Origin of the sequence: Nonomuraea recticatena (genome assembly GCF_039533245.1) — a bacterium.
GTDB classification, from domain to species: domain Bacteria; phylum Actinomycetota; class Actinomycetes; order Streptosporangiales; family Streptosporangiaceae; genus Nonomuraea; species Nonomuraea roseola.
Genome location: NZ_BAAATE010000004.1, coordinates 374,840 through 395,493, shown reverse-complemented (window position 1 = coordinate 395,493; position 20,654 = coordinate 374,840). Strand labels below are relative to the sequence as shown.

Sequence of the window (20,654 nt, the reverse complement as noted above, 5' to 3'; positions counted from 1 at the left end):
TCCATCGAATTTCCCGAGCGAAGTTGCCAGCGGTGTTGCCGCAGGCCAAGCCCTAGTTGCCAGCGCTTCTGCCTGCGGATTGCCAGTCGTCGGACGTCCACTGAGGGCATCTGAGGAAATCGCCCCCACCCGCCATGAACCGATTCCGGTACGGCACTCCCACCGCCTCGAATGAAAAAGCGCTGACGGTCGTTCCGATCACGCTGCAGACCGCCCGGGCATTCATCGCCTGGTCCCACCGGCACCTGATGCCGCCGCAGGGCGCCAAGTACGCCATCGGCCTCAACTCCGGCACCACCCTGGTCGGCGTCGTTGTCGCGGGTCGCCCTGTCGCCCGGGCCTTCGACGACGGCCTCACCATCGAGGTCACCCGGCTTTCCACCGACGGCGCCCCGAACGCCTGCTCCATGCTGCTCGGGGCCGCCTGGCGGACCGCCCGCGCTATGGGCTACCGCCGCCTGATCACCTACACCCTGGCCACCGAGCCCGGCACCAGCCTGCGCGCAGCAGGCCTGGTGAAGGTCGCCGAAAGACCGGCACGCACCGGCTGGGACGCCCCCAGCCGCCCCCGAACCGACAACGGCTCCGACGGCGTGGACCGCGTCCTGTGGGAGATCGTCCGGCAGGCCCGGTCATGACCGCCCGCCCAGCACTGCGCGTGCTCTCCCTCGGCGCGGGCGTGCAGTCCAGCGCCCTGCTGCTACTCGCCATCGAACGCCGAATCCCCCGCTTCGACGTCGCCATCTTCGCCGACACCCGATGGGAACCCACCGAGGTGTACACCCACCTGGACCGACTGGAGAAGCTGTCGGCCGACGCGGGCATCCCCGTCCGCCGCGTCTCCAACGGCGACCTGCGCAAGGACGCCCTCGACCCCGAGCACCGCTTCGTGTCCATGCCGCTGTTCGTCCTGGGCAAGGACGGCTCCCGAGGCCTGCTGCGCCGGCAATGCACCCAGGAATACAAGATCACTTGCCTGAAGGCCGAAGTTCGCCGCCTGCTCGGCTACCCCCACCCCAACCGCGTCCCGCAGGACGTCTACGCCGAACAAGCCATCGGCATCAGCGTCGACGAATTCCACCGCGCCAAGGACGCCACCGTCCGCTACCTGCGCAACGTCTTCCCGCTGCTCGATCTCGGCTGGACCCGCGCCGACTGCCGCACCTACCTGACCTCGCTCGGCTTGGGAAACACCCCAAGATCAGCCTGCGTCGGGTGTCCCTTCCACCGTGACAGCGAGTGGATCAGGCTGCGCGATCACGACCCGGTGGGCTGGGCGGAAGCGGTCGCCTTCGACGAGGCCATCCGCCATGGCCACCCCCGCGCGCCCGGCATCGGTGCCACGTACTACCTGCACCGCTCCCGCCAACCGCTCGCCGAGGTCGTCCTGAAACCCGGGCCCAACGACGACCAGATCGAGGGCTGCTCTCCCTGGTCTTGCCGCTCCGGTTCCGCCGTGCAGGAAGGCAGGCCACGGTGATACTCCCGATCCTGTTCATGGTCACGGTGGCCGCCGCCAACCTGCTGAGCATCTCGCTGACCGTCCCGGTCGGCTTCGGGCTTGTCGCCCCCGGTGGGGTCTACCTCGCCGGGGTCCTGTTCACCCTTCGCGACCTCATCCACGAACGGTCAGGCCCGCTCACCGTCCTCTACACCCTGTACGGCGGCTTGATTCTTTCCGGCTTCATGGGCTCGGGGCTGGTCTCGACCGCAAGCATCGCCGCCTTCGCCTTCGCCGAACTGATCGACACCGGCGTCTACGTCCTCACCCGCCGCTACGGCCTGGTCGCTGCGGTCACCGCCTCCAACCTCGTCGCGCTCGCCGCCGACAGCGTGGTCTTCCTGTTCCTCGCCTTCGGCTCCCTGAGGATGCTCCCCGGCCAGATCGTCGGCAAGCTCTGGATGACAACGCTCGCCGTGCTCCTGCTCTGGGCTTGGCGGAGGTGGGTCCGATGAGGTTCTACCTCGGCACCCACCAGCCCAGCTGGCTCACCCGCACCCTCGGTGTACCGCTCATGCTTTCCCACCGGCGGCTGGCCCCGATGCGACGCCTGCCGATCGCCGTCACCCGCTGGGCCCTGGACTCGGGCGGCTTCACCGAACTGTCCCTGCACGGCGGCTGGACCACCAACCCCTCGGCATATGGCAAAGCCATACGTCGCTACCAGCAGGAGATCGGCAACCTCGACTGGGCCGCACCCCAGGACTGGATGTGCGAACCACGCATGCTCCGCAGCACCGGCCGGACAATCGCCGATCACCAGCGCCTCACCGTCGACAACTACCTGCGCCTGCGCGAGGAGAACCTGCCGGTCATCCCCGTCCTGCAGGGCTGGCACCTGAACGATTACCTGCACTGCCTGGACCTGTACGGCAAGGCCGGAATCGACCTCGCCGAACTGCCGCTGGTGGGCCTGGGCAGCGTCTGCCGCCGCCAGCACACCGGGGACATCGCCACCCTCACCACCGTCTTGGCCGAACGCGGCCTGATCCTGCACGGCTTCGGCGTCAAGACCGGCGGACTGGGCCACTACGGGCCTGCCCTTGCCTCGGCCGATTCCATGGCCTGGAGTCTTCGGGGCCGCTACCTGCCCGGCTGCACGCCCAGCCACCAGAGCGAATCCAACTGCCTGCGCTTCGCGCTGGCCTGGCGTGAGCGGCTACTGGCCCAGCAACACCTTGATCGCCCCGACGGTGTCGGTGACGACATGATCGGGCCGCAGTCCTGGCGGTGCCGGCAGTCCTGGCAGGTCGGGCAGTCCTTGCCACGGTCGGATGCCCCGGTCGATCCAGATCGTTCTCAGCCCGGCGAAAAACCCGCCCACGATGTCATCGAGGGGATCATCCCCGATCATCCAGCCGCCGTCGCGCAGGCTCGCGTCGCACCGCCGCGCAGCGATCTGGAACAGCTGCGGACCCGGCTTCCCGCTCCGCTCCTCACCGGAGATCGCCCACCCGTCCACGACATCGACCAACCCACTCTGGTAGATCTTCCCCCTCTGGTGAGCGGCCGTCCCATTGGTCACGATCCCGACCCGCCACCCGGCCTTGCGCAACTGCCTCAACCCGCGCAGTACCGGCCGAGGGCAGGTCACCAACTCCGGCATCCGCACCCGGTAGGCATCCCACAGCATGTCAACCGGCTCGGGCAGCCCGAACCGCTCATGCACAGCGGCGAAGAACTCCTCCGTGGGCAGCGACCCGTCGGCATCCAGCTCGATCATCCAGGCGGCATCCTGCTTGCTCAGCCCCCGCCGCCCGGTGAACTCGGCCACCCAGCGGCGGAAGGCATCCAGCCGATCGACGAGCGTGTCGTCCAGGTCGAAGAGCGCCAGTTTCTGCATGATCACCCAGCTTATGGCGATCTTCTCGGTTATGCCCGTCCGTGGATCGGCAGTATGTGCACCGGTGCTGGGGGACTCGACCTGGCCGTCATGGACGTCCACGACGCGCGCCTGGCATGGTGCGCCGATAACGACCCGCAAGCCTCCAAGATCATCGAAGCCCGCTTCCCCGTCATCCCGAACCTCGGCGACCTGACCGCCGTCGACTGGACCGCTGTGCCGCGCGTGGACATCGTCACCGCCGGATTCCCCTGCACTGACATCAGCTACGCCGGCAAAGGAGCCGGGCTCACCAAGGAGACGCGCAGTGGACTCTGGTTCACCATCGCAGCAGCCCTTCGCCACCTACGACCCGGCTTCGTCGTCCTGGAAAACGTTGCCGCCCTGCGCCGACGAGGACTCGACCGCGTACTCGGGGACCTGGCCGCGCTCGGGTACGACACGGCATGGACATGCCTACGCGCTTCCGACGCCGGTGCCCCTCATCGGAGGGAGCGCCTGTTCATCCTTGCTGCCAACCCCAGCGGCCTGCAGTCCGAACGACGGCGAACGACTGGAGTCCTGGTTGGACCGCCGCATCCGACAGAAGCCAGGCAGAGCCATGCCGCTGGCGATCGCGATCAAGCTCCTGCTGTCTACGGCGAAAGCCCCCAGTGGGAGCACCCTGTCCAGGATTGGGGCCCCTACGAGCCCGGCATCCGACATTGGGAGTCCATCCTTGGCCGCCTCGCTCCCAACCCCGCCGAACTCGGAACCCGAGGCCAGCCCAGACTCGCAGCAGCTTTCGTAGAGTGGCTTCTCGGCCTGCCCGAGGGCCACGTCACCGCGGTCCCCAGCCTTTCCCGCGCCGCGCAGCTCAGGGTGTTGGGCAACGGCGTCGTGCCCCAGCAAGCCGCACTCGCTCTCAGGCTCCTTCACGACCGCCTGGATGGTGCATCGTGAAGGGCGGCCCGCCGTGGTGGAGCCTGGCCGCCTGTGCCGGATCTGATCCCGATCTCTTTTATCCGCCACATGGCGCCGCCTCGCCCGAAGCAATGAGGATCTGCCGCGCCTGTCCGGTGCGGACCGAGTGCCTGATCCATTGCCTCCTACACGGCGAGACCTACGGGATCTGGGGCGGCACCACCGAAGCCGAACGGCGCAAGATCTGCCGGGCGGTCACAAAGTGTCCGTAGCCGAGAACAGCCCTCCCACCAGGCCACACTTCCCCTCCCAGGGACCTCCCAAGCCGGAACCCCCTCCCTACGCTCGACAAGAGGAGGCCGAACCGCTCGGAATCGAGATCGAGATCGTCCCGCTCTCCGGAGCGGAGGGCCGGACGTTGCGCGCGACCCAGGCGAGCGTGATCTACGAGCTGCTGTGCTGGTTCGCCAAACACGACACCGGTGAGGAGAACGATGAGCGGATGGGGGACAGAGGTCAGCCAGGACCCGTTTGACGGTCTGCGCGTCGCCTGGTGCGGCCGGACCTCGACCGAGGACCTGCAAGACCCCACGCTGTCCCTGCCTCGCCAGCTCGACAACAGCCGGGCGGCCCTGCCGCCCGGCGCCGTCATCGTGGCCCACTTCTACGACATCGAGTCCGGCCGCAAGAACCTCGAAGACCGCGGGTACGGCATAGCCCACGAACACTTCACCATCCCCATCCCGCGAGACGGTGGCATCCAAGATCTACTGGCCGAGGCAGCCAGTGACAAGCGCCGCTTCGACGCGGTGATCTGCGAGTCGATCGACCGCATCTCGCGCCGCACCTTCTACGGCACCAAGATCGAGCACGACCTGGAGCAACTCGGAGTCGCGCTCTTTGCGGCCGACGAACCCATCACCCTCAACGGCAAGCGCGCCACCGCCATCCTCACCCGCCGCGTCAAGCAGGGCATCGCCGAGTGGTACGCCGTGCAAATGATGGAGGCCTCCTGGGACGGCCTGCGCACCCACACCCAGCAAGGCTGGAACGTCGGCCGCCCGCCGTACGGCTATCTCGCCGACAAGGTCCCGCACCCAGTGCCTGCGAAAGCGGCCGACGGCAAGTGCAAGACCAGGCTGATCCCCGACCCCGTTCGCGGCCCAGCCATCACCCAGATCTTCGCCTGGCGCGTGACCGAACGCCTCGGCTACGGCGATATCGCCGACCGGCTCAACGCTGACCACGAACGCTATCCGCCGCCCGAGTCGTTGAATCCGAACTTTCGGGGCCGCAACGCCTGGGGCCGCTCAGGCATCAGAGAGATGCTGCTCAACCCCAAGTACACCGGCTACATGGTGTGGAACCGGAAGGCCACAACCAGTCGGCGGGGGAGCAGCCGCAGCATGCTCAACCCGCCCAGTACGTGGGTCTGGTCCGCGCACCCGACCCATGAGCCGTTGACCACACGCGAGATGTACGAGGCGGCGCAGAAGGTCGGGCGCACCCGAAACACCTCCCGCGCCGGATCGGATGCCAACAGCCACCCGCGGACCCGCCACACCTACCTGCTGCGCTCGTTCGTCTTCTGCGAGCTGTGTGGCCTCCGGATGAACGGCCAGACCGAGACCCGGCGGAAGGTGGGGGAGTACGCCTATCACTTCTGCCAGCCGAGCATCAATAACAAGGGCAGGGAAGACCGCTTCCCCGATCACCCCAAGGTCGTACGAGTGCGGGAAGACACCCTCATCGCCGCCGTCCACGACCTGTTCCAGCGCCGGATCTTCGGCCCGCACCGCCACGAGCTGCTGGCCGCTGATCTCCCTGTGAGCAGCGACAAGGCGCAACAAGAGTGGGAATCGCGCTGCAAGGCGTTGAAGAGGAGCATCGCGGACACTGTCAGGAAACAGGACCGTCTCATCGCTCAGATCGAGGACAACGACGCCGACCCAGAATTCTCACGCCGCTTGCAGGCGCGCTTCACCGAGCTGGAGAACGACCGCCGAGCAAAAGCTCAGGAGCTCGCCGAGGCCCAGGCGGACCCTCCCGCCCGAGACCATCAGGTCGAGCTACTCCACATGCTCCCCATGCTCCAGACCAGACTCGCGGATGTGCCCGCCGCCCTGCAACGCAAGCTCTTCGCGGCCTTCCACCTAGAGGTTCGCTACGACCACAGGACCCAGATCGCACTGATCAGGGTCACTCTCGACGCCGAAACCATCGAAGGAGTCACCGCCATGTCAGAACAAGTCCCCGAGAACCAAAACAGCCGCCCGCTGGATGCGGACGGCGGTGCCGAAGTTTTTCTGCGTGCCCCCGGCATGATTCGAACATGCGACACCCGCTTTAGGAGAGCGGTGCTCTATCCCCTGAGCTACGGAGGCGGACACGCATAAGCCTAGCGAAGTTCTGGCAGTGCGTGTGCCGCTGGGCGGGTGTGAGTTTTGTGGTGTCGGTCATGGCTGCTCTGAGCTGCGGTAAAGGCATGACAAGCGATCGCCTGCTCACTCCAGGCCCCTGGCTAACGTCGCCCCCGTGAAGAGAAGTCGACGTAAACAGTTGCGTAGGCGAGGGGCAGGACGTCCGGTGGTGCTGTGCGGGGCGTTGCTGGCGCCCGCGATTCTGGCCGGGGGGCTCCTGGTCGCGCAGCTCACCGGGTACGACGCCGCCACGCTGGCGGCTGGCGCCCCGGACGGGGCGGTCGACGGTGACTCCGTCCGCCGGGCGCGGGCTGGCCAATACGCGGGGGCGGGCCAGAACGCGCCGGTGGGCGAGAGCGCAAACCAGGGCAAGAGTGCGAGCCGAGGTGGGAGTGCGGGTCAGGGCGTGGGTGCGCATCAAGGTGCATACCAGGGCGAAGGCGTGCACCAGGGTGGAAGCGCGGACCCGGGTCACGGTGCGTACCTGAGCCACAGCGCGACCCTAGGGCATCGCCTGTCCGAGGGGGATGGCACCCGGGTGGGTCACCTGGCCCGGGCTGAGCGTGGGATGTCGTTCGCGCCGGTGTTGGCGCCGGCGCCGCCTCATCCGGACTCCAGGTACGGAGGGCCGATTCCGTCCTCGAATCAGGCGAGGGAGCCCGCGCGGGTGGCGGTGGCCGTGCCGCGGGAGGTGGAGCGGGTAAGCACGCCCGAGCCGGACGTCGAGGAGCGGCGGCCCGGGTCAGAGGCGCGGGAGCCCAGGCAGCCGGGGGAACCGGGGGAACCGGGGGAGTCGAGGTGGGAGCGGCCGCCGGAGCCGGAGGGGTGTCCGGGGGAGTGGGAGGAGACCTGGCTCTGGGAGGTGTGTCAGGAGCATCAGCGGCGGCTCGCGTAGAAACCGGTCCCACAAATCCCGCAAACGGCGCGTTGGGAACATAACGGCTCTCGGGAGTTCGGTCCGGGCACCGAGAGGGCTGTAGTAACGTGCGTGCCTGACCCAGGTAACGAGTTCGCAAACGGAGGAATCGAACGTGTCAGCCCCTCGATCAGCGGGTCTGATCGCGGTCGTCACGACGATCTCTTCGATGCTCGTGGGGCCCGCGTCGGCCGTCCACGACCGTTCGTCAACGTCCGAGGTCGCCGCGACGGTCCCTGATCGCTCGTCGATGGCCGACATCGCGACGGCTCACGACCGTTTGTCAGCGGCTGAGGCCGTCACGACGGTTCGCGCGGGATCGTCCACGCGTGACGCTGCCGCGGTCCCTGCCGGGTCGTCTGACTTCGTCGCCGCTGTGATGGCCCCCTACCGCTCGTCAGCGGCCGACGTTGCTCCGGCGGTTTGGGTGAAGTCGCACGCGTCCGAGGTCGCCACCGTTGGTGCCGAGTCGTCTGGGTCCGGCCCCGCTGCTACGGCGCCCTACCTCTCGTCCACGACTCAGGTCACCGCGACAGCCCGCGCAAGGTCGTTTGCGGCGCAGGTTCCCGGCGCCCCCGCCGGGTCGTCCGAGTCCGGCTCCGCTGCTACGGCCCGCGACCGCTCCTCTACCGCTCAGGCCACCACGACGGCTCACGCAAGGTTGTCCGCCGGCGCTCCCGCCGGGTCGTCCCTGCCCAAGCACACCATGCAGGCCGTGGACGCGGGCGGCCCCGCAAGCGGGTCTACGGTCAAGGTCGCCGCCGCTGTTCACGCTCGCCAGTTCGTGGCCCAAGTCGCCCGAGCAGGGTCGCCCGTTGACGAGCTCACCGGCGCCGTCGACCCAGACGCCACCGTCGACGGGCTCGTCTCGACCGTGGAGCCTCCTGCCGAGGCCAACGGCGCCGCAGCGGCGGTCGTGCCTGATCCCGCTGGGCTCACGGCGCTGCGCAAGGAGGCCGAGAAGTCGGCCAGCGAGCTGGCCGCCGCGCAGAAGGTGCTCGACAAGCGGACCAGCGACCTCAAGGCCTCCAACGACGCGCTCACCAAGAAGCTCAAGGACCTGGCGGCGGCCGAGACGGAGCTCACGCGCATGCGGCGGCCCATCTCGGACCTGGTCGAGCTGGTGTACCAGCAGCCCGTGGGTGACGGCGTGATCTCGTATCTGACGGGGGACGTGACCGAGGAGATGCTGCGCGCGCAGAGCGACGCGAGCGTGCTGGCCCAGGCCAATCAGATCCAGATGGACGCCGTCGCCAAGGTCTACGCCGACAAGCAGCGCCTGGCCGCGGAGGCGCAGGAGTTGAGGGCCACGAACCTGCTGGCGGCGGCCCAGGTGGAGGCCGAGGTCAGTACGCTGACCAAGCGCTCGGAGAAGGTCGTGCATTCGCTGACCAAGGCGCTGGTGAAGCTCGGCATCAAGATCGACAAGGTGGGACGGGCAGCCTTCGCGTGCAACCCACTGCGGATCGACGCGACCAAGGACTATCCCAACGGCCTCATCCCCAAGAACATCCTCTGCCCGATCCAGCAGCGCGGCCATCTGCTGAGGGCCGACGCGGCCATCGCGTTCGTCTCGCTCAACGAGGCATACACGCGGCATTTCGGCAAGCCGATCTGCGTCACGGACGCCTACAGGACGCTGGGGGAGCAGCAGTCGGTCTACTACCGCAGGCCCGGCTTCGCCGCGGTGCCAGGACGCAGCAACCACGGGCTCGGGATGGCCGTGGACCTGTGTGGAGGGGTGCAGTCGGGAGGGACGCCGCAGTTCCGGTGGATGGAGGCCAACTCCAAGAGGTATGGCTGGTTCCATCCCGACTGGGCCTACAGCAACCCCTACGAGCCGTGGCACTGGGAGTACGACCCGGAGATCGACTCCCTGCGCTGAGCTAGACCGGCACCACCTCGACGCAGCAGTGGCTGCAGCGGGAGGCGGCCCTGGGGATCTCCGACAGGCACGCAGGGCACTCGCGGTGGGTGACCTCCCCCCTGACCTCGCGCGCCTCCTTGTAGCGGGTGTAGGGCCTGATGACCAGGAAGTACATCACCGCGGCGATGATCAGGAACGACGCCAGCGTGTTGAGGAAGTTGCCGTACTTGAACCGCGCCTCGCCCACCGTGAGCGTCAGCGAGCTGAAGTCGGGCAGCCCGCCGAAGGCGGAGATCAGCGGCGTCAGCAGGTCGGCGACGAAGGACGTGACGATGGCGCCGAACGCCGCGCCGATGACGACCGCGACGGCCAGGTCGATGACGTTTCCCTGGACGAGAAACTTCTTGAATCCGCTCATGACCACAAAGGGTAGCCAGGCGCATACGTTCAGTGCGGATGAAGGGTGACCGACAGGCGTCCGCCTGCCTGGGCGGCCGCGAGCATCCTGGCCTGGTCGGGGCTGGCGGCGAGCACGACGAGGGCGCCCGCCTCGCTGTGGCTCGAGGGGATGGCGATGACGGGCACGCGCTCGGCGACGGTCAGCGCGGGCTGGCCGCCGTCCCATGCGGCGAGCACGCCGATGGCGTCGCCGGGAGCGAGCAGGCGGGCGGCGTCGGGATCGGCGATGCGGACGGGTGTCGCGACCGTGCCCGGTGGAAGGGTGGCCAGCAGGCCGGGGCCGAGCAGCCGTACGTCGGTGACGGGCTCGCCTCTGCGCAGCGGAGAGGCGAGGATCTTTCCCGCCGCGCCCGTGCGCAGCGCCCCGTCGGGTACGGCCTGCGAAGGAAGCCGGACGGCCCGCAGGTCACCGGCCCGGAGCGGCCCGGGCTTGAGATCCTTGGCGGCGACCAGAACGGTGGTCGTCGGGCCGGGACCCGGGCGCAGGACGGTGAGCCCGCACGCCAACGCCAGGGCGGCCAGCGCCGCGGCGAGGAGGCGGCGTCGCCGCCTGAAGGCTCGGATCCAGGCACGCATTGAGGACTCCAGGGGGTGCGTGGTCGGCCGGGCCGTACGTCAGGGGAGGTCGAAGGGGAGCTTGATGCCGTCGAGCGCCGAGCCGCAGGCGCAGGTGCGCTCCTTTGGCAGGGCCTCGACCGCGTCGGCCACCAGGGAGCGCATCTTGGTCACGTTGGTCGCGAAGAACCGCAGGACCTCTTCGTGGGTGACGCCCTCGCCCGCCTCGACCCCGGCGTCGTGGTCGGTGACCAGGGAGAGCGAGGTGTAGCAGAGGGCCAACTCCCTGGCCAGCACGGCCTCGGGGAAGCCGGTCATGCCGACGATCGTCCAGCCGTTGCGGGCGAACCACTGCGACTCGGCGCGGGTGGAGAAGCGCGGGCCTTCGATGACGACGAGGGTGCCGCCGTCGACGATGTCCCAGCCGCCCGAGCGGGCCGCGGAGACGGCCACCGCGCGCCCTGTGGGGCAGTAGGGGTCGGCGAAGGAGACGTGGACGGCGCCGCCCGCGTCGTAGTAGGTCTGCACGCGGCCGGAGGTGCGGTCGACGAGCTGGTCGGGGACGACGATGGCGCCGGGCCCGTGCTCGGCCTTCAGGGAGCCGACCGCGCTGGGGGCCAGGACCTGGCGCACCCCGAGCGAACGCAGCGCCCACAGGTTGGCGCGGTAGGGGATGCGGTGAGGGGGGTGGCGGTGGTCACGGCCGTGCCGGGGGAGGAAGGCCACGGATCGCGCGCCGATGCGCCCGACCGTGATCACGTCGCTGGGCGGCCCGTAGGGCGTCGTGAGCTCGACTTCCTGGGCGTCGTCGAGCAAGGAGTAGAGCCCTGACCCGCCGATGACGCCGATATCTGCGCGATTGACCATGGGCGAGAGATTAGCGGCAAGGGCCGGATCGGAGCAGGAGCAGAACGCGGTTCTGTGGACAACGGTGGCGGGGGAGCGGGGGCCTGTGGACGCCACTCCGGAGAGTAGTCAAATGATCGCGATGGGTATGCTTGGACCAGTACGTCCGAGAAGGAGCTGATTCGATGCAAGAGCGGCAGAAAGGCCTCGGTCTGATCCTCGTCGCGCTCATGCTCGGCATGCTCCTGGCCGCCCTCGACCAGACCATCGTCTCCACCGCCCTGCCCACCATCGTCAGCGACCTCGGCGGCCTCGAGCAGCTCTCCTGGGTCGTCACCGGCTACCTGCTGGCCTCCACGGTCTCCACCCCGCTCTGGGGCAAACTGGGCGACCAGTACGGTCGCAAGAGCCTCTTCATCGCCGCGATCGTCGTCTTCCTCATCGGCTCTGCCCTCTGCGGCCTCAGCCAGTCGATGGGTCAGCTCATCGCCTTCCGCTCCCTGCAGGGGCTCGGCGGCGGCGGCCTGATGGTCCTCGCGCAGGCCATCGTCGGCGACGTGGTCCCGCCCCGCGAGCGCGGCAAGTACCAGGGCTTCTTCGGCGCCGTCTTCGCCGTCTCCAGCATCGTCGGCCCGCTCCTCGGCGGCTTCTTCGTCGACAACCTCTCCTGGCACTGGGTCTTCTACATCAACCTGCCCATCGCCGCCGTCGCGCTGATCGTGATCGTCGCGGTGCTGCCCGGCAGGTCCACCCGCACCCACCACACGATCGACTACGCGGGAATGGCGCTGCTCGGCAGCGCGACCTCCTGCCTGGTCCTGCTGGCGACCTGGGGCGGCACCGTCTACCCGTGGTCCGACCCGATGATCTGGGGGCTGGGCCTGGCGGCGCTGGCCATGCTGGTGGGCTGGTGGTTCGTGGCGAGGGCGGCGGACGAGCCCGTCATGCCGCTGCGGCTGTTCACGCTGCGCAGCTTCACCATGTCGTCCCTGGTGGGCTTCGTCGTCGGCTTCGGCATGCTCGGAGCGCTGACGTACCTGCCGCTGTTCATCCAGGTCGTGTACGGCGTGAGCGCCACCCTGTCAGGGGTCCACCTGCTGCCCATGATGGCGGGAATGCTCACCATGTCCATCGTGAGCGGCCAGGTCGTCTCGCGCACGGGTCGCTACAGGTTCTTCCCGATCATCGGCACGGCCGTGGCGACGCTGGGGATGTTCCTGCTGTCCCGCCTGACCGAGCACAGCTCCACCCTCACGATGAGCATCGACCTGCTCGTGCTGGGGGCCGGGCTCGGCATGGTGATGCAGGTGCTCGTCATCGTCGTGCAGAACGCCGTGGGCTACGAGGACCTCGGCGTCGCCACCTCGGGCGCCATCTTCTTCCGCTCGATCGGCGGCTCGTTCGGCGTCGCCGTCCTCGGGGCGGTCTTCACCGGCCGGCTCAACGACGACCTGCGGGCGGTGGTCGCCACCGTACGGCTGCCCGCAGGGTTCGACCCCGCGCGGGTGCAGGAGGACCCGACCGTCATCAGGAGGCTTCCCCCCGCGCTCGGCGCCGAGTTCCTGCACGTCTACGCCGACGCGATCTCCAGGGTGTTCGCCGTGGCGGCCCCGATCATGTTCGTGGCGTTCGTGCTGTCATGGTTCATCCCCGAACAGCCGCTCAGGAAGACCGTGAAGGCCGTCGACCTCGGCGAGGGCCTGGGCGCCACCTCCGCCGAGCGCTCGTCGCTGGCCGAGGTCGAGCGAGGCCTGGTACGGCTGGCCGACAGCGACCTGCGTAAGGACTACTACGCCAGGCTCGGAGCGCTCGCGGGGCTCGACGACGTGCCCCCCGCCGGGGTCTGGATCATCGCCAGACTCGGGGGTGAAGGCTGGGTCGGCGCCCAGGAGCTTGCCGACAGGGGCAGGGTCACCAGGGCGGAGGGCAGGCCGTACGCCGAGCAGCTGATCGAGGCCGGACTGGTCATGCGGTCGACGGACGGAGAGTCGCTGCGGCTGACGGCCTACGGCGAGCACATGGCTGAGACCCTGCTCGCGCACGCAAGGCAGGGACTCAAGGAACTCATCGACGACTGGGGCCCGCACCCCGAGCTCCAGCACCTGCTGGACCGCCTGTGCCCCGAACTGCTGGGCGCCGAGGTGGACAGGCCTAGCTAGAGGCGGCGCTGGAGGCAGCGGGAGCGGGCGAGGGGGTCGCGGCCGCGGCGGGGGCGGAGGTGCTCTCAGCGGGCTTGGCGGGGGTCGTCGTCGGCGTGCTGGTCGCGGACGAGGACCGGTTGTCGGTGCGGTAGAAGCCCGAGCCCTTGAAAACGATGCCGACGGCCGAGAAAACCTTGCGCAGCTGTCCCTCGCAGTTGGGGCAGACGGTCAAAGCGTCGTCCGAGAACTTCTGGACGACCTCGAGCGGTTCACCGCAGTCGTTGCAGACGTACTGGTACGTGGGCACGCGCTCCTCCTCAGGTTGGCACTCGACGCACGCGACTGCTAATCATAAACGCTCCTTGGGTGCGACTCATTCCATACCGCGCTCGCCGTACCATCCGGCCAGCTTGCCCCTGCGGCTGACCGCCCGCAGCCGCCGTTCGACCTGCTCCCGGCAGGAGGCGGTGGTGACGACCAGCAGCTGGTCCTCGGACCTCAGCCTGGTGGTGCCCGTCGGCACGAACGTGCGGCCCTCGCGGACGATCAGCGTGACGGCCGCGTCGACGGGCAGCCGCAGCTCGAATACCTCCACGCCGTGCAGGAGCGAGCCCTGAGGCACCTTGACCTGGAGCAGGTCGGCGTTCAGCTGCTCCAGCGGCGCGGACTCCACGTCGAGGTCGCGCGCCTCGCCCTCGACGGCCACGCCGAGCACCCTGGCGACGTAGGGCAGCGTGGGGCCCTGCAGCAGCGTGAACACGATCACGATGACGAAGACCTGGTTGAACAGGTGCTCGGCATGGCCCACGCCCGCGGCCCACGGAATCGTGGCCAGCACGATCGGCACCGCGCCGCGCAGCCCCGCCCACGACAGGAACGCCTGTTCTCGCCAGTCGATGTCGTCGAGGCGGGCCAGCTTGACCAGGAAGGCGCAGGCGATCACCGACAGCGGTCTGGCCAGCAGGACCAGGACCGTGCCCGCGATGAGCCCCGGCACGACGTCCACCGGCATCTCGAGTGGACTGGCCAGCAGGCCGAGCATCACGAACAGGCCGATCTGCGCCAGCCACGCCGCACCCTCGGCGAAACCGCGGGTGGCCGCCCTGTGCGGGAGCCTGGCGTTGCCGAGGATCAGCGCCGTCAGGTATACGGCCAGGAAGCCCGAACCGTGCAGGAGCACGGCGCCGCCGTACGCCACGAAGGTGAGCGCCAGCACCGCGATCGGGTACAGGCCCGAGGCCGGCAGGGCCACGCGGCGCAGGGCGTAGGCGCCCGCGGGGCCCAGCAGCCCCGCCACCGCCGCGCCGATGGCCAGCTCCATCGCCGCGTGCATGACGAACTCGCCCACGTTCGGCACGGGCTTGCCCACCTGGCTGAGCAGCACCACCACGATGACCGTGGGCGCGTCGTTGAACCCGGACTCCGCCTCGAGGATGCCCGACAGCCTGGTGGGCAGCGGGAGGCGACGCAGCACGGAGAAGACCGCGGCGGCGTCGGTGGAGGCGAGGACCGCGCCGAGTATCAGCGCGGTGCGCCAGTCGGCTCCGAGCAGCCCCTGGACGGCAAGCGCCACCACCACGATGCTGACGGCCACGCCGAGCGTGGCCAGGGCCATCGCGGTGGGCACGGATTTTCGGACGTGGCTCCATGTCGTGGTCAGGCCGCCTTCGGCGAGGATCAGCGCCAGCGCGCCGAGGCCGACCTGCTGAGCGATCATCGGATCGTCGAAGGGGATGCCGAAGCCGCTCTCGCCGAGCAGGAAACCGAAGCCGAGGAAGAGCAGGAGGCTGGGCAGACCGCTGCGGTGCGCGACCCTGACCGAGGCGATGGCCGCGATGACGACGACCGCTCCGAGAAGAAGCCAGACGTCGAGCTTCATCCGGCCCCCTCTCTGTTTCCTGAGGGCTATTGTCGCGTACATAAGCCGCTAGTCCGGACTGCCGGCCAGCGCTATGCTCGCGCGATGTTACGCCGTTTTATGATCATCGGCGGTTTGCTGGTCGCGATGGTGCTCGCGGGTGGATTCGCCCTGCTGATGCAGCGACAGTACGTCTATGACGGGAACATCCGGCGGATCGCCGAGCCCTTTCCCGTCGAGTCCGAGCGCCCCGGCAAGACGGTGGGCGAGGCGCAGAACTGGCTGCTCATCGGCTCGGACCGGCGTCCGGGCGAGCAGGGCGCGCAACGCGCCGACACGATCATGATTCTTCATCTTCCCGCCGACCGACGGCGGATCTACGTCGTCGGCATCCCACGTGACGCCTACGTCCCGATCAAGGGCCACGGGAACGACAAGATCAACGCCAGTTACGCCTATGGCGGCCCCCGACTGCTGATCTCGACGGTGGAACGTTTCACGGGCGTGCGGATCGACCACTTCGCCGCCGTCGACTTCGCCGGGTTCGTCGCCATGACCAGAGCGCTCGGCGGCGTGGACGTGTACGTGGCCCGCACGACCTACGATCCGATGAACAAGGTGACCTGGAAGCAGGGCAAGGTCCACCTGGACGGCGAGCAGAGCCTCCTGTTCGTACGGCAGCGCTACAACCTGCCGGGCGGCGACTTCGACAGGATCAGGCGGCAGCAGGCCGTGATCAAGGCCATGGGGCGGAAGCTGCGTGACAGCAGCCTGTTCGCCATCGACGCGTTCCTGCAGGAGTCGACCAAGTCGCTCAGCGTGGACCCGGGCGTGACCATGAGCCTCCTTCGCGGCCTGGCGTTCGACCTTCGAGGGGTCGAGGACCTGACCGCGCTCACCACGCCGCACCTCGGCTCGGCGACCATCAGGGGCGCCAGCGTGGTGAAGATCGACGAAAAGAAGGCGGAGAAGCTGTTCGCGGCCGTCAGGCAGGACGCCCTCGCCGACTACGTGGAGGCGAACGGCGGGATCAACGATACGGAGTTGCTGTACTGAGGTTGACCAGGCCGCCGGGGTGGACCGCCCAGCGGACGGGCTGGTCGTGGGGCTCGGAGGGGACGCCGTCGATCAGCTCGTCGTCGTGCAGGAGGGCGACGGTCGGCACGTTGGGGCCCACCCTGGCCAGCGCGCGGTCGTAGGAGCCGCCGCCGCGGCCCAGCCGTACGCCCGTGGTTCTGTCGACGGCCAGGGCAGGGACGATCACCAGCGCGGCGGTGCGGATCGTCTCGACGCCCCTGCGCGTGTCGACAGGCTCCATGATCCCGAACCGCCCGGGCGTGAGCGTGTCCGGGCCGTCGTAGACCGCCCAGTCGAGATCGTCGTCGTCGCGCAGCACCGGCAGCATCACGGTCGCGCCGTGCTTCCACAGGGCGAACACCAGGCCGTGTGTCTCGGGTTCGTCGCCGATCGACCAGTAGCAGGCGACCAGCCCGGCCATCTGGACCCATGGCTGGTCGAGCAGCGTTTCGCGGATCCGACGCGCGTTCTCCCGCCTCTTCTGCTCGGGGATGGCGGCGCGCTGCCTCGTCAGCTTGAGGCGCAGGTTCAGCTTGTCCACAGATACCTCCAGTAGGGTCGCCTGTATGGCTGACTTCGACCCTGTGACGAAAGCCGTCGTGCCCGCCGCGGGTCTGGGCACCCGGTTCCTCCCGGCGACCAAGGCAACTCCCAAGGAGATGCTGCCGATCGTCGACAAGCCCGCGATCCAGTATGTCGTCGAAGAGGCCGCCTCTGCCGGGCTCCTCGACCTGCTGATGGTGACCGGCAAGAACAAGCGCTCCATCGAAGACCACTTCGACCGCGCGTTCGAGCTCGAAGGCGCCCTTGAGGCCAAGGGCGACGAGGAACGGCTCTCCCAGGTCCTCGAGCCTGCCTCCCTGGCCACCCTGCACTACGTGCGGCAGGGCGAGCCCAAGGGCCTCGGGCACGCCGTGCTCTGCGCCAAGCAGCACGTCGGTGACCACCCCTTCGCCTGCCTGCTCGGCGACGACCTGATCGACTATCGCGACCACCTGCTCAAGCGCATGATCAAGGTGCGCGACACCTACGGCGGCAGCGTCGTGGCGCTGATGGAGGTGCCCAAGGAGCAGGTCTCCCTGTACGGCGTGGCCACCATCTCGCCGACCTCCGAGGACGACGTCGTGCGCGTCACCGACCTGGTGGAGAAGCCGGCTGTCGACGAGGCGCCGTCCAACTGGGCGGTCATCGGGCGCTACGTGATCGACCCGGCCGTCTTCGAGGTGCTGGAGAACACCCCGCCGGGCAGAGGCGGCGAGATTCAGCTCACCGACGCGCTGCGCACGCTGGCGACGCGCGGGAGCGACGAGGGCGGCCCTGTGCACGGCGTGCTGTTCCGCGGCCGCCGCTACGACACGGGCGACAAGCTCGAATACCTGCGTACGGTGGTGAAGTTCGCCGCCGATCGTGAGGATCTCGCCCCGGACTTTGTACCGTGGCTGCGTGAGTTCCTCGATGAAATCAGTTGACGCGCACCTGGCCGACATCCTCGCCACGGTTCGCACGCTGGCCCCGCTCGAGCTCGAGCTCGAGCGGGCGCTCGGCACGACACTGGCCGAGGAGGTCTCCTCGCCGGTGCCGCTGCCGCCCTTCGACAACTCCGCGATGGACGGCTACGCCGTCAAGGCGGCCGACGTCGCCGCCGCGCCGGTGTCGCTTCCCGTCATCGACGACATCGCGGCGGGGTCGGGCGAGCTCAGGGCGATCGGCCAGGGGCATGCCGTACGCATCATGACCGGCGCGCCGCTGCCCGCGGGCGCCGACGCGGTCGTGCCGGTGGAGTGGACCGACGGCGGCACCGTCACCGTGCGCATCGACCGCCCCGTGCGGGAGGGCAACGCCGTACGGCGGGCGGGGGAGGACGTGCAGGCCGGCGAGGTCGTGCTCAAGCCCGGCACCACGATCGGCGCCGCCCAGCTCGGCATCATCGCGGGCACCGGACGCCGTCGCGTCTGGGTGCGTCCGCGTCCGCGCGTCGTCGTGCTCTCGACGGGCGCCGAGCTCGTCGAGCCCGGCACGCAGCTGGGCCCGGGTCAGATCTGGGACTCCAACAGCTTCACTCTCACCGCCGCCGTCCGCGAGGCCGGTGGCGACGGCTTCCGCGCGGGCACGGTGACCGACGACCCCGCCGTCTTCCTCGACCAGCTCGACGCCCAGCTCGTGCGCGCCGACGCCGTCATCACCAGCGGCGGGGTCTCCATGGGCGCCTACGAGCCGGTCAAGGAGGCGCTCGGCCCGCTCGGCACCGTCAGGTTCGAGAAGGTCGCCATGCAGCCGGGCATGCCGCAGGGCTTCGGCGTGGTCGGCGACGACCAGGTCCCGATCTTCACCCTGCCCGGCAACCCGGTGTCGTCGTACGTCTCCTTCCAGCTGTTCGTACGGCCGGCGCTGCGCAAGATGCGCGGCCTGCCCGCAGGACCTCCCGCCACGCGCCCGGCGCACCTCCTCGCGCCCCTGCACTCGCCCGAGGGCAAGCGGTCGTTCCTGCGCGGGGTGCTGGCCGACGACGGCACGGTCACGCCGGTCCACGGGCAGGGCTCGCACCAGCTGGCCGCGCTCGCCCTGGCCAACTGCCTCATCATGGTGCCCGAGCAGGTCACCGAGGTGCCTTCAGGAGCTTCTGTACAGGTGATTCGGATATGAGTGGTTTCACGCATCTCGACGAGACAGGCGCGGCGCGCATGGTCGACGTCGCGGGCAAGGACGTCTCCGTCCGTACGGCCACCGCCACGGGGCGGGTCGTGCTCTCGCAGGAGGTCGTCGCGCTGCTGCGCTCGGGCGAGGTCCCCAAGGGCGACGCCCTCGGCGTGGCCCGCATCGCGGGCATCATGGGGGCCAAGCGCACCCCCGACCTCATCCCGCTGTGCCACCCGATCGCGCTGCACGGCGTGTCGGTGACGCTCGCCGTGGTCGACTCGGGGGTGGAGATCACCTGCGTGGTGAAGACCGCCGACAGGACCGGCGTCGAGATGGAGGCGCTGACCGCGGTCACCGTGGCGGGCCTCGCACTCATCGACATGGTGAAGGCGGTGGACCCCGCGGCCGTGATCACCGACGTGCGCGTGGAGGAGAAGACCGGCGGCAAGACCGGACTCTGGAGACGTCCTTGATCCGCGCGCTGGTCATCACCGTCTCGAACCGCGCCTCGGCGGGCGTCTACGCCGACAAGTCGGGGCCGCTCCTCGCCTCGCTCCTGTCCGAAGCGGGCTGCGCGGTGACCGGGCCCGTCGTGGTGCCCGACGGGCCGCCGGTGGAGGAGGAGCTGCGGGCAGGGGTCGCCAGGGGCTACGAGGTGATCGTCACGACCGGCGGCACCGGGCTGACGCCCCAGGACCTCACCCCGGAGATGACGGCCAAGGTCATTTCTCGGGAAATTCCTGGCATCGCCGAGGCCATCAGACAGGCGAACAGGGCCCAAGTGCCGACCTCGGTCCTGTCTCGCGGACTGGCGGGACAGGCGGGCGGCACGCTCATCGTCAATCTGCCCGGCTCCTCGGGAGGCGTCAGGGACGGCGTCGCCGTCCTCGCGCCCATCCTGGCGCACGCCGTCGACCAGATCCGCGGCGGCGACCACCCACGCTGACCTCCTGCCGATCCATGGCGGCTTCCTGCGTCTTGGGGGGATGATGAGGATGTGGATCGACTTCGTGGCTGGCCGGTGACCCTGACAGAGGGGCCGGTGGGGTTGCGCCCGCTACGCCTTGGCGACGTGCGCGTCTGGCGCGACACCCGCCTGCGCAACGCCGACTGGCTACGTCCATGGGAGCCGAGCAACCCCGAGACGCCGCTGTTCAGGACCGGGCTCGGGCCGTACCTGTCGATGGTGACCACCCTGCGCAGAGAGGCCCGTCAGGGGCTGTCCATGCCGTGGGTCGTCACCCACGAAGGCCGCTTCGCCGGCCAGCTCACCGTCGGCGCCATCGTCTGGGGCTCGGCGCGCTCCGCGCAGGTCGGCTACTGGATCGACGGCGCGCTGGCCGGACGCGGCATCACACCCACCGCCCTGGCCATGGCGGTGGACCACTGTTTCTTCACCACGGGCCTGCACAGACTCGAGGCCAACATCCGTCCTGAGAACCACGCCAGCCGCAGAGTGGTTGAGAAGCTGGGGTTCAGGGAAGAAGGCATCCGTCGGCGTCAACTCCACATCGACGGGGCCTGGCGGGACCACATCTGCTACGCGTTGACCGTGGAGGACGTCCCTCGCGGGCTGCTCGTCCAGTGGCGTCGCGCCGGTTCATCACATGAAGAGGTTTGACGATCTCGCG

General features: G+C 69.1%; 21 protein-coding genes, 1 tRNA gene and 2 pseudogenes. 16 read left to right on the top strand and 8 right to left on the bottom strand.

Annotation, left to right across the window (positions count from 1 at the left end; all coding sequences use genetic code 11):
- Positions 1 to 134 precede the first annotated feature (134 nt).
- The 4 genes and pseudogenes from ABFX50_RS10805 to ABFX50_RS51305 all read left to right on the top strand — a co-directional run.
- On the top strand, positions 135 to 638 hold the full coding sequence (locus tag ABFX50_RS10805) for an XF1762 family protein (RefSeq protein ID WP_346145486.1): 504 nt from the start codon (positions 135 to 137) through the stop codon (positions 636 to 638).
- Positions 635 to 1,480, top strand: coding sequence for a hypothetical protein (locus tag ABFX50_RS10800; protein ID WP_346145485.1), 846 nt, complete (start codon positions 635 to 637; stop codon positions 1,478 to 1,480). Before ABFX50_RS10805 ends, ABFX50_RS10800 begins: the two co-directional genes overlap by 4 nt.
- The gene (locus ABFX50_RS10795) at positions 1,477 to 1,956 is read left to right on the top strand and encodes a VUT family protein (RefSeq protein WP_346145483.1); all 480 of its coding nucleotides are present in this window, start codon (positions 1,477 to 1,479) and stop codon (positions 1,954 to 1,956) included. The genes ABFX50_RS10800 and ABFX50_RS10795 overlap by 4 nt, the downstream gene beginning before the upstream one ends.
- Positions 1,953 to 2,639 (top strand): annotated as a pseudogene (locus ABFX50_RS51305) (deazapurine DNA modification protein DpdA family protein); the annotation flags it as partial. The gene ABFX50_RS10795 and the pseudogene ABFX50_RS51305, both read left to right, overlap by 4 nt.
- A gap of 21 nt (positions 2,640 to 2,660) precedes the next feature.
- Here the strand turns inward: ABFX50_RS51305 and ABFX50_RS10790 are convergent.
- Positions 2,661 to 3,344, bottom strand: coding sequence for an HAD family hydrolase (locus ABFX50_RS10790; RefSeq protein WP_346145481.1), 684 nt, complete (start codon positions 3,342 to 3,344; stop codon positions 2,661 to 2,663).
- A gap of 54 nt (positions 3,345 to 3,398) precedes the next feature.
- On the opposite strand from ABFX50_RS10790, the gene ABFX50_RS10785 reads away from it, so the two are divergent.
- From ABFX50_RS10785 to ABFX50_RS51300, 4 genes and pseudogenes are all read left to right on the top strand, one after another.
- Positions 3,399 to 4,286 (top strand): DNA cytosine methyltransferase, encoded by an 888-nt coding sequence (locus ABFX50_RS10785; protein ID WP_346145479.1) that lies wholly within the window; start codon positions 3,399 to 3,401, stop codon positions 4,284 to 4,286.
- Complete coding sequence (locus ABFX50_RS10780; RefSeq protein WP_346145477.1) at positions 4,283 to 4,519, top strand: WhiB family transcriptional regulator; 237 nt, start codon at positions 4,283 to 4,285, stop codon at positions 4,517 to 4,519. The genes ABFX50_RS10785 and ABFX50_RS10780 overlap by 4 nt, the downstream gene beginning before the upstream one ends.
- A complete protein-coding gene (locus ABFX50_RS10775) occupies positions 4,510 to 4,782 on the top strand; it encodes a hypothetical protein (RefSeq protein ID WP_346145475.1) in 273 nt (90 codons plus the stop codon). The genes ABFX50_RS10780 and ABFX50_RS10775 overlap by 10 nt, the downstream gene beginning before the upstream one ends.
- A pseudogene (locus ABFX50_RS51300) lies at positions 4,742 to 5,686 on the top strand (recombinase family protein); the annotation flags it as partial. The gene ABFX50_RS10775 and the pseudogene ABFX50_RS51300, both read left to right, overlap by 41 nt.
- An 872-nt stretch (positions 5,687 to 6,558) precedes the next feature.
- Here ABFX50_RS51300 and ABFX50_RS10765 read toward each other — a convergent pair.
- Positions 6,559 to 6,631: transfer RNA gene (locus tag ABFX50_RS10765), tRNA-Arg, on the bottom strand.
- A 1,667-nt stretch (positions 6,632 to 8,298) separates the two neighbouring features.
- Between ABFX50_RS10765 and ABFX50_RS10760 the strand changes: the two genes are divergently transcribed.
- On the top strand, positions 8,299 to 9,468 hold the full coding sequence (locus ABFX50_RS10760) for a D-alanyl-D-alanine carboxypeptidase family protein (RefSeq protein ID WP_346145471.1): 1,170 nt from the start codon (positions 8,299 to 8,301) through the stop codon (positions 9,466 to 9,468).
- Between the two features lies 1 nt (position 9,469).
- On the opposite strand, the gene mscL is transcribed toward ABFX50_RS10760, so the two are convergent.
- Genes mscL through ABFX50_RS10745 form a run of 3 tightly spaced genes read right to left on the bottom strand, consistent with a single transcriptional unit; the run spans position 9,470 to position 11,331 of the window.
- Positions 9,470 to 9,868, bottom strand: coding sequence for a large conductance mechanosensitive channel protein MscL (gene mscL / locus ABFX50_RS10755; protein ID WP_346145469.1), 399 nt, complete (start codon positions 9,866 to 9,868; stop codon positions 9,470 to 9,472).
- A gap of 29 nt (positions 9,869 to 9,897) precedes the next feature.
- A complete protein-coding gene (gene cpaB, locus ABFX50_RS10750; RefSeq protein WP_346145467.1) occupies positions 9,898 to 10,485 on the bottom strand; it encodes a Flp pilus assembly protein CpaB in 588 nt (195 codons plus the stop codon).
- A gap of 39 nt (positions 10,486 to 10,524) precedes the next feature.
- Entirely contained in the window at positions 10,525 to 11,331 is an 807-nt protein-coding gene (locus ABFX50_RS10745) for an S-methyl-5'-thioadenosine phosphorylase (RefSeq protein WP_346145465.1), read from the bottom strand.
- Between the two features lie 164 nt (positions 11,332 to 11,495).
- Here ABFX50_RS10745 and ABFX50_RS10740 point away from each other — a divergent pair, with 164 nt between their 5' ends.
- The gene (locus ABFX50_RS10740; protein WP_346145463.1) at positions 11,496 to 13,469 is read left to right on the top strand and encodes an MDR family MFS transporter; all 1,974 of its coding nucleotides are present in this window, start codon (positions 11,496 to 11,498) and stop codon (positions 13,467 to 13,469) included.
- On the opposite strand, the gene ABFX50_RS10735 is transcribed toward ABFX50_RS10740, so the two are convergent.
- Both ABFX50_RS10735 and ABFX50_RS10730 read right to left on the bottom strand, forming a co-directional pair.
- Positions 13,462 to 13,758, bottom strand: a complete 297-nt coding sequence (locus ABFX50_RS10735) for an FmdB family zinc ribbon protein (protein WP_346145461.1) — start codon at positions 13,756 to 13,758, stop codon at positions 13,462 to 13,464. The genes ABFX50_RS10740 and ABFX50_RS10735 overlap by 8 nt on opposite strands.
- 66 nt (positions 13,759 to 13,824) lie before the next feature.
- On the bottom strand, positions 13,825 to 15,330 hold the full coding sequence (locus ABFX50_RS10730; RefSeq protein WP_346145459.1) for a potassium/proton antiporter: 1,506 nt from the start codon (positions 15,328 to 15,330) through the stop codon (positions 13,825 to 13,827).
- Positions 15,331 to 15,414: 84 nt separating this feature from the next.
- On the opposite strand from ABFX50_RS10730, the gene ABFX50_RS10725 reads away from it, so the two are divergent.
- Entirely contained in the window at positions 15,415 to 16,365 is a 951-nt protein-coding gene (locus ABFX50_RS10725) for an LCP family protein (protein WP_183654951.1), read from the top strand.
- On the opposite strand, the gene ABFX50_RS10720 is transcribed toward ABFX50_RS10725, so the two are convergent.
- Complete coding sequence (locus ABFX50_RS10720) at positions 16,340 to 16,927, bottom strand: 5-formyltetrahydrofolate cyclo-ligase (protein ID WP_346145457.1); 588 nt, start codon at positions 16,925 to 16,927, stop codon at positions 16,340 to 16,342. The genes ABFX50_RS10725 and ABFX50_RS10720 overlap by 26 nt on opposite strands.
- Positions 16,928 to 16,952: 25 nt before the next feature.
- Between ABFX50_RS10720 and galU the strand changes: the two genes are divergently transcribed.
- From galU to ABFX50_RS10695, 5 genes are read left to right on the top strand one after another with little or no spacing between them, the layout of a single operon-like run.
- Positions 16,953 to 17,855, top strand: a complete 903-nt coding sequence (galU, locus tag ABFX50_RS10715) for a UTP--glucose-1-phosphate uridylyltransferase GalU (protein ID WP_346145455.1) — start codon at positions 16,953 to 16,955, stop codon at positions 17,853 to 17,855.
- Entirely contained in the window at positions 17,842 to 19,029 is a 1,188-nt protein-coding gene (glp, locus tag ABFX50_RS10710) for a molybdotransferase-like divisome protein Glp (RefSeq protein ID WP_346145702.1), read from the top strand. The genes galU and glp overlap by 14 nt, the downstream gene beginning before the upstream one ends.
- Complete coding sequence (gene moaC / locus ABFX50_RS10705; protein WP_346145453.1) at positions 19,026 to 19,496, top strand: cyclic pyranopterin monophosphate synthase MoaC; 471 nt, start codon at positions 19,026 to 19,028, stop codon at positions 19,494 to 19,496. The genes glp and moaC overlap by 4 nt, the downstream gene beginning before the upstream one ends.
- Positions 19,493 to 19,969, top strand: a complete 477-nt coding sequence (locus ABFX50_RS10700) for a MogA/MoaB family molybdenum cofactor biosynthesis protein (RefSeq protein ID WP_221241310.1) — start codon at positions 19,493 to 19,495, stop codon at positions 19,967 to 19,969. The genes moaC and ABFX50_RS10700 overlap by 4 nt, the downstream gene beginning before the upstream one ends.
- 51 nt (positions 19,970 to 20,020) lie before the next feature.
- Entirely contained in the window at positions 20,021 to 20,644 is a 624-nt protein-coding gene (locus tag ABFX50_RS10695; RefSeq protein ID WP_183654962.1) for a GNAT family N-acetyltransferase, read from the top strand.
- Positions 20,645 to 20,654 lie beyond the last annotated feature (10 nt).

What these genes read in the sequence shown, in the direction of transcription:
- ABFX50_RS10805 (WP_346145486.1), top strand. Translation starts at nt 135, where the DNA reads ATGAACCGATTCCGGTACGGCACTCCCACCGCCTCGAATGAAAAAGCG.
- ABFX50_RS10800 (WP_346145485.1), top strand. Translation starts at nt 635, where the DNA reads ATGACCGCCCGCCCAGCACTGCGCGTGCTCTCCCTCGGCGCGGGCGTG.
- ABFX50_RS10790 (WP_346145481.1), bottom strand. Translation starts at nt 3,344, where the DNA reads ATGCAGAAACTGGCGCTCTTCGACCTGGACGACACGCTCGTCGATCGG.
- ABFX50_RS10785 (WP_346145479.1), top strand. Translation starts at nt 3,399, where the DNA reads ATGTGCACCGGTGCTGGGGGACTCGACCTGGCCGTCATGGACGTCCAC.
- mscL (WP_346145469.1), bottom strand. Translation starts at nt 9,868, where the DNA reads ATGAGCGGATTCAAGAAGTTTCTCGTCCAGGGAAACGTCATCGACCTG.
- cpaB (WP_346145467.1), bottom strand. Translation starts at nt 10,485, where the DNA reads ATGCGTGCCTGGATCCGAGCCTTCAGGCGGCGACGCCGCCTCCTCGCC.
- ABFX50_RS10745 (WP_346145465.1), bottom strand. Translation starts at nt 11,331, where the DNA reads ATGGTCAATCGCGCAGATATCGGCGTCATCGGCGGGTCAGGGCTCTAC.
- ABFX50_RS10740 (WP_346145463.1), top strand. Translation starts at nt 11,496, where the DNA reads ATGCAAGAGCGGCAGAAAGGCCTCGGTCTGATCCTCGTCGCGCTCATG.
- ABFX50_RS10730 (WP_346145459.1), bottom strand. Translation starts at nt 15,330, where the DNA reads ATGAAGCTCGACGTCTGGCTTCTTCTCGGAGCGGTCGTCGTCATCGCG.
- ABFX50_RS10725 (WP_183654951.1), top strand. Translation starts at nt 15,415, where the DNA reads ATGTTACGCCGTTTTATGATCATCGGCGGTTTGCTGGTCGCGATGGTG.
- galU (WP_346145455.1), top strand. Translation starts at nt 16,953, where the DNA reads ATGGCTGACTTCGACCCTGTGACGAAAGCCGTCGTGCCCGCCGCGGGT.
- glp (WP_346145702.1), top strand. Translation starts at nt 17,842, where the DNA reads ATGAAATCAGTTGACGCGCACCTGGCCGACATCCTCGCCACGGTTCGC.
- moaC (WP_346145453.1), top strand. Translation starts at nt 19,026, where the DNA reads ATGAGTGGTTTCACGCATCTCGACGAGACAGGCGCGGCGCGCATGGTC.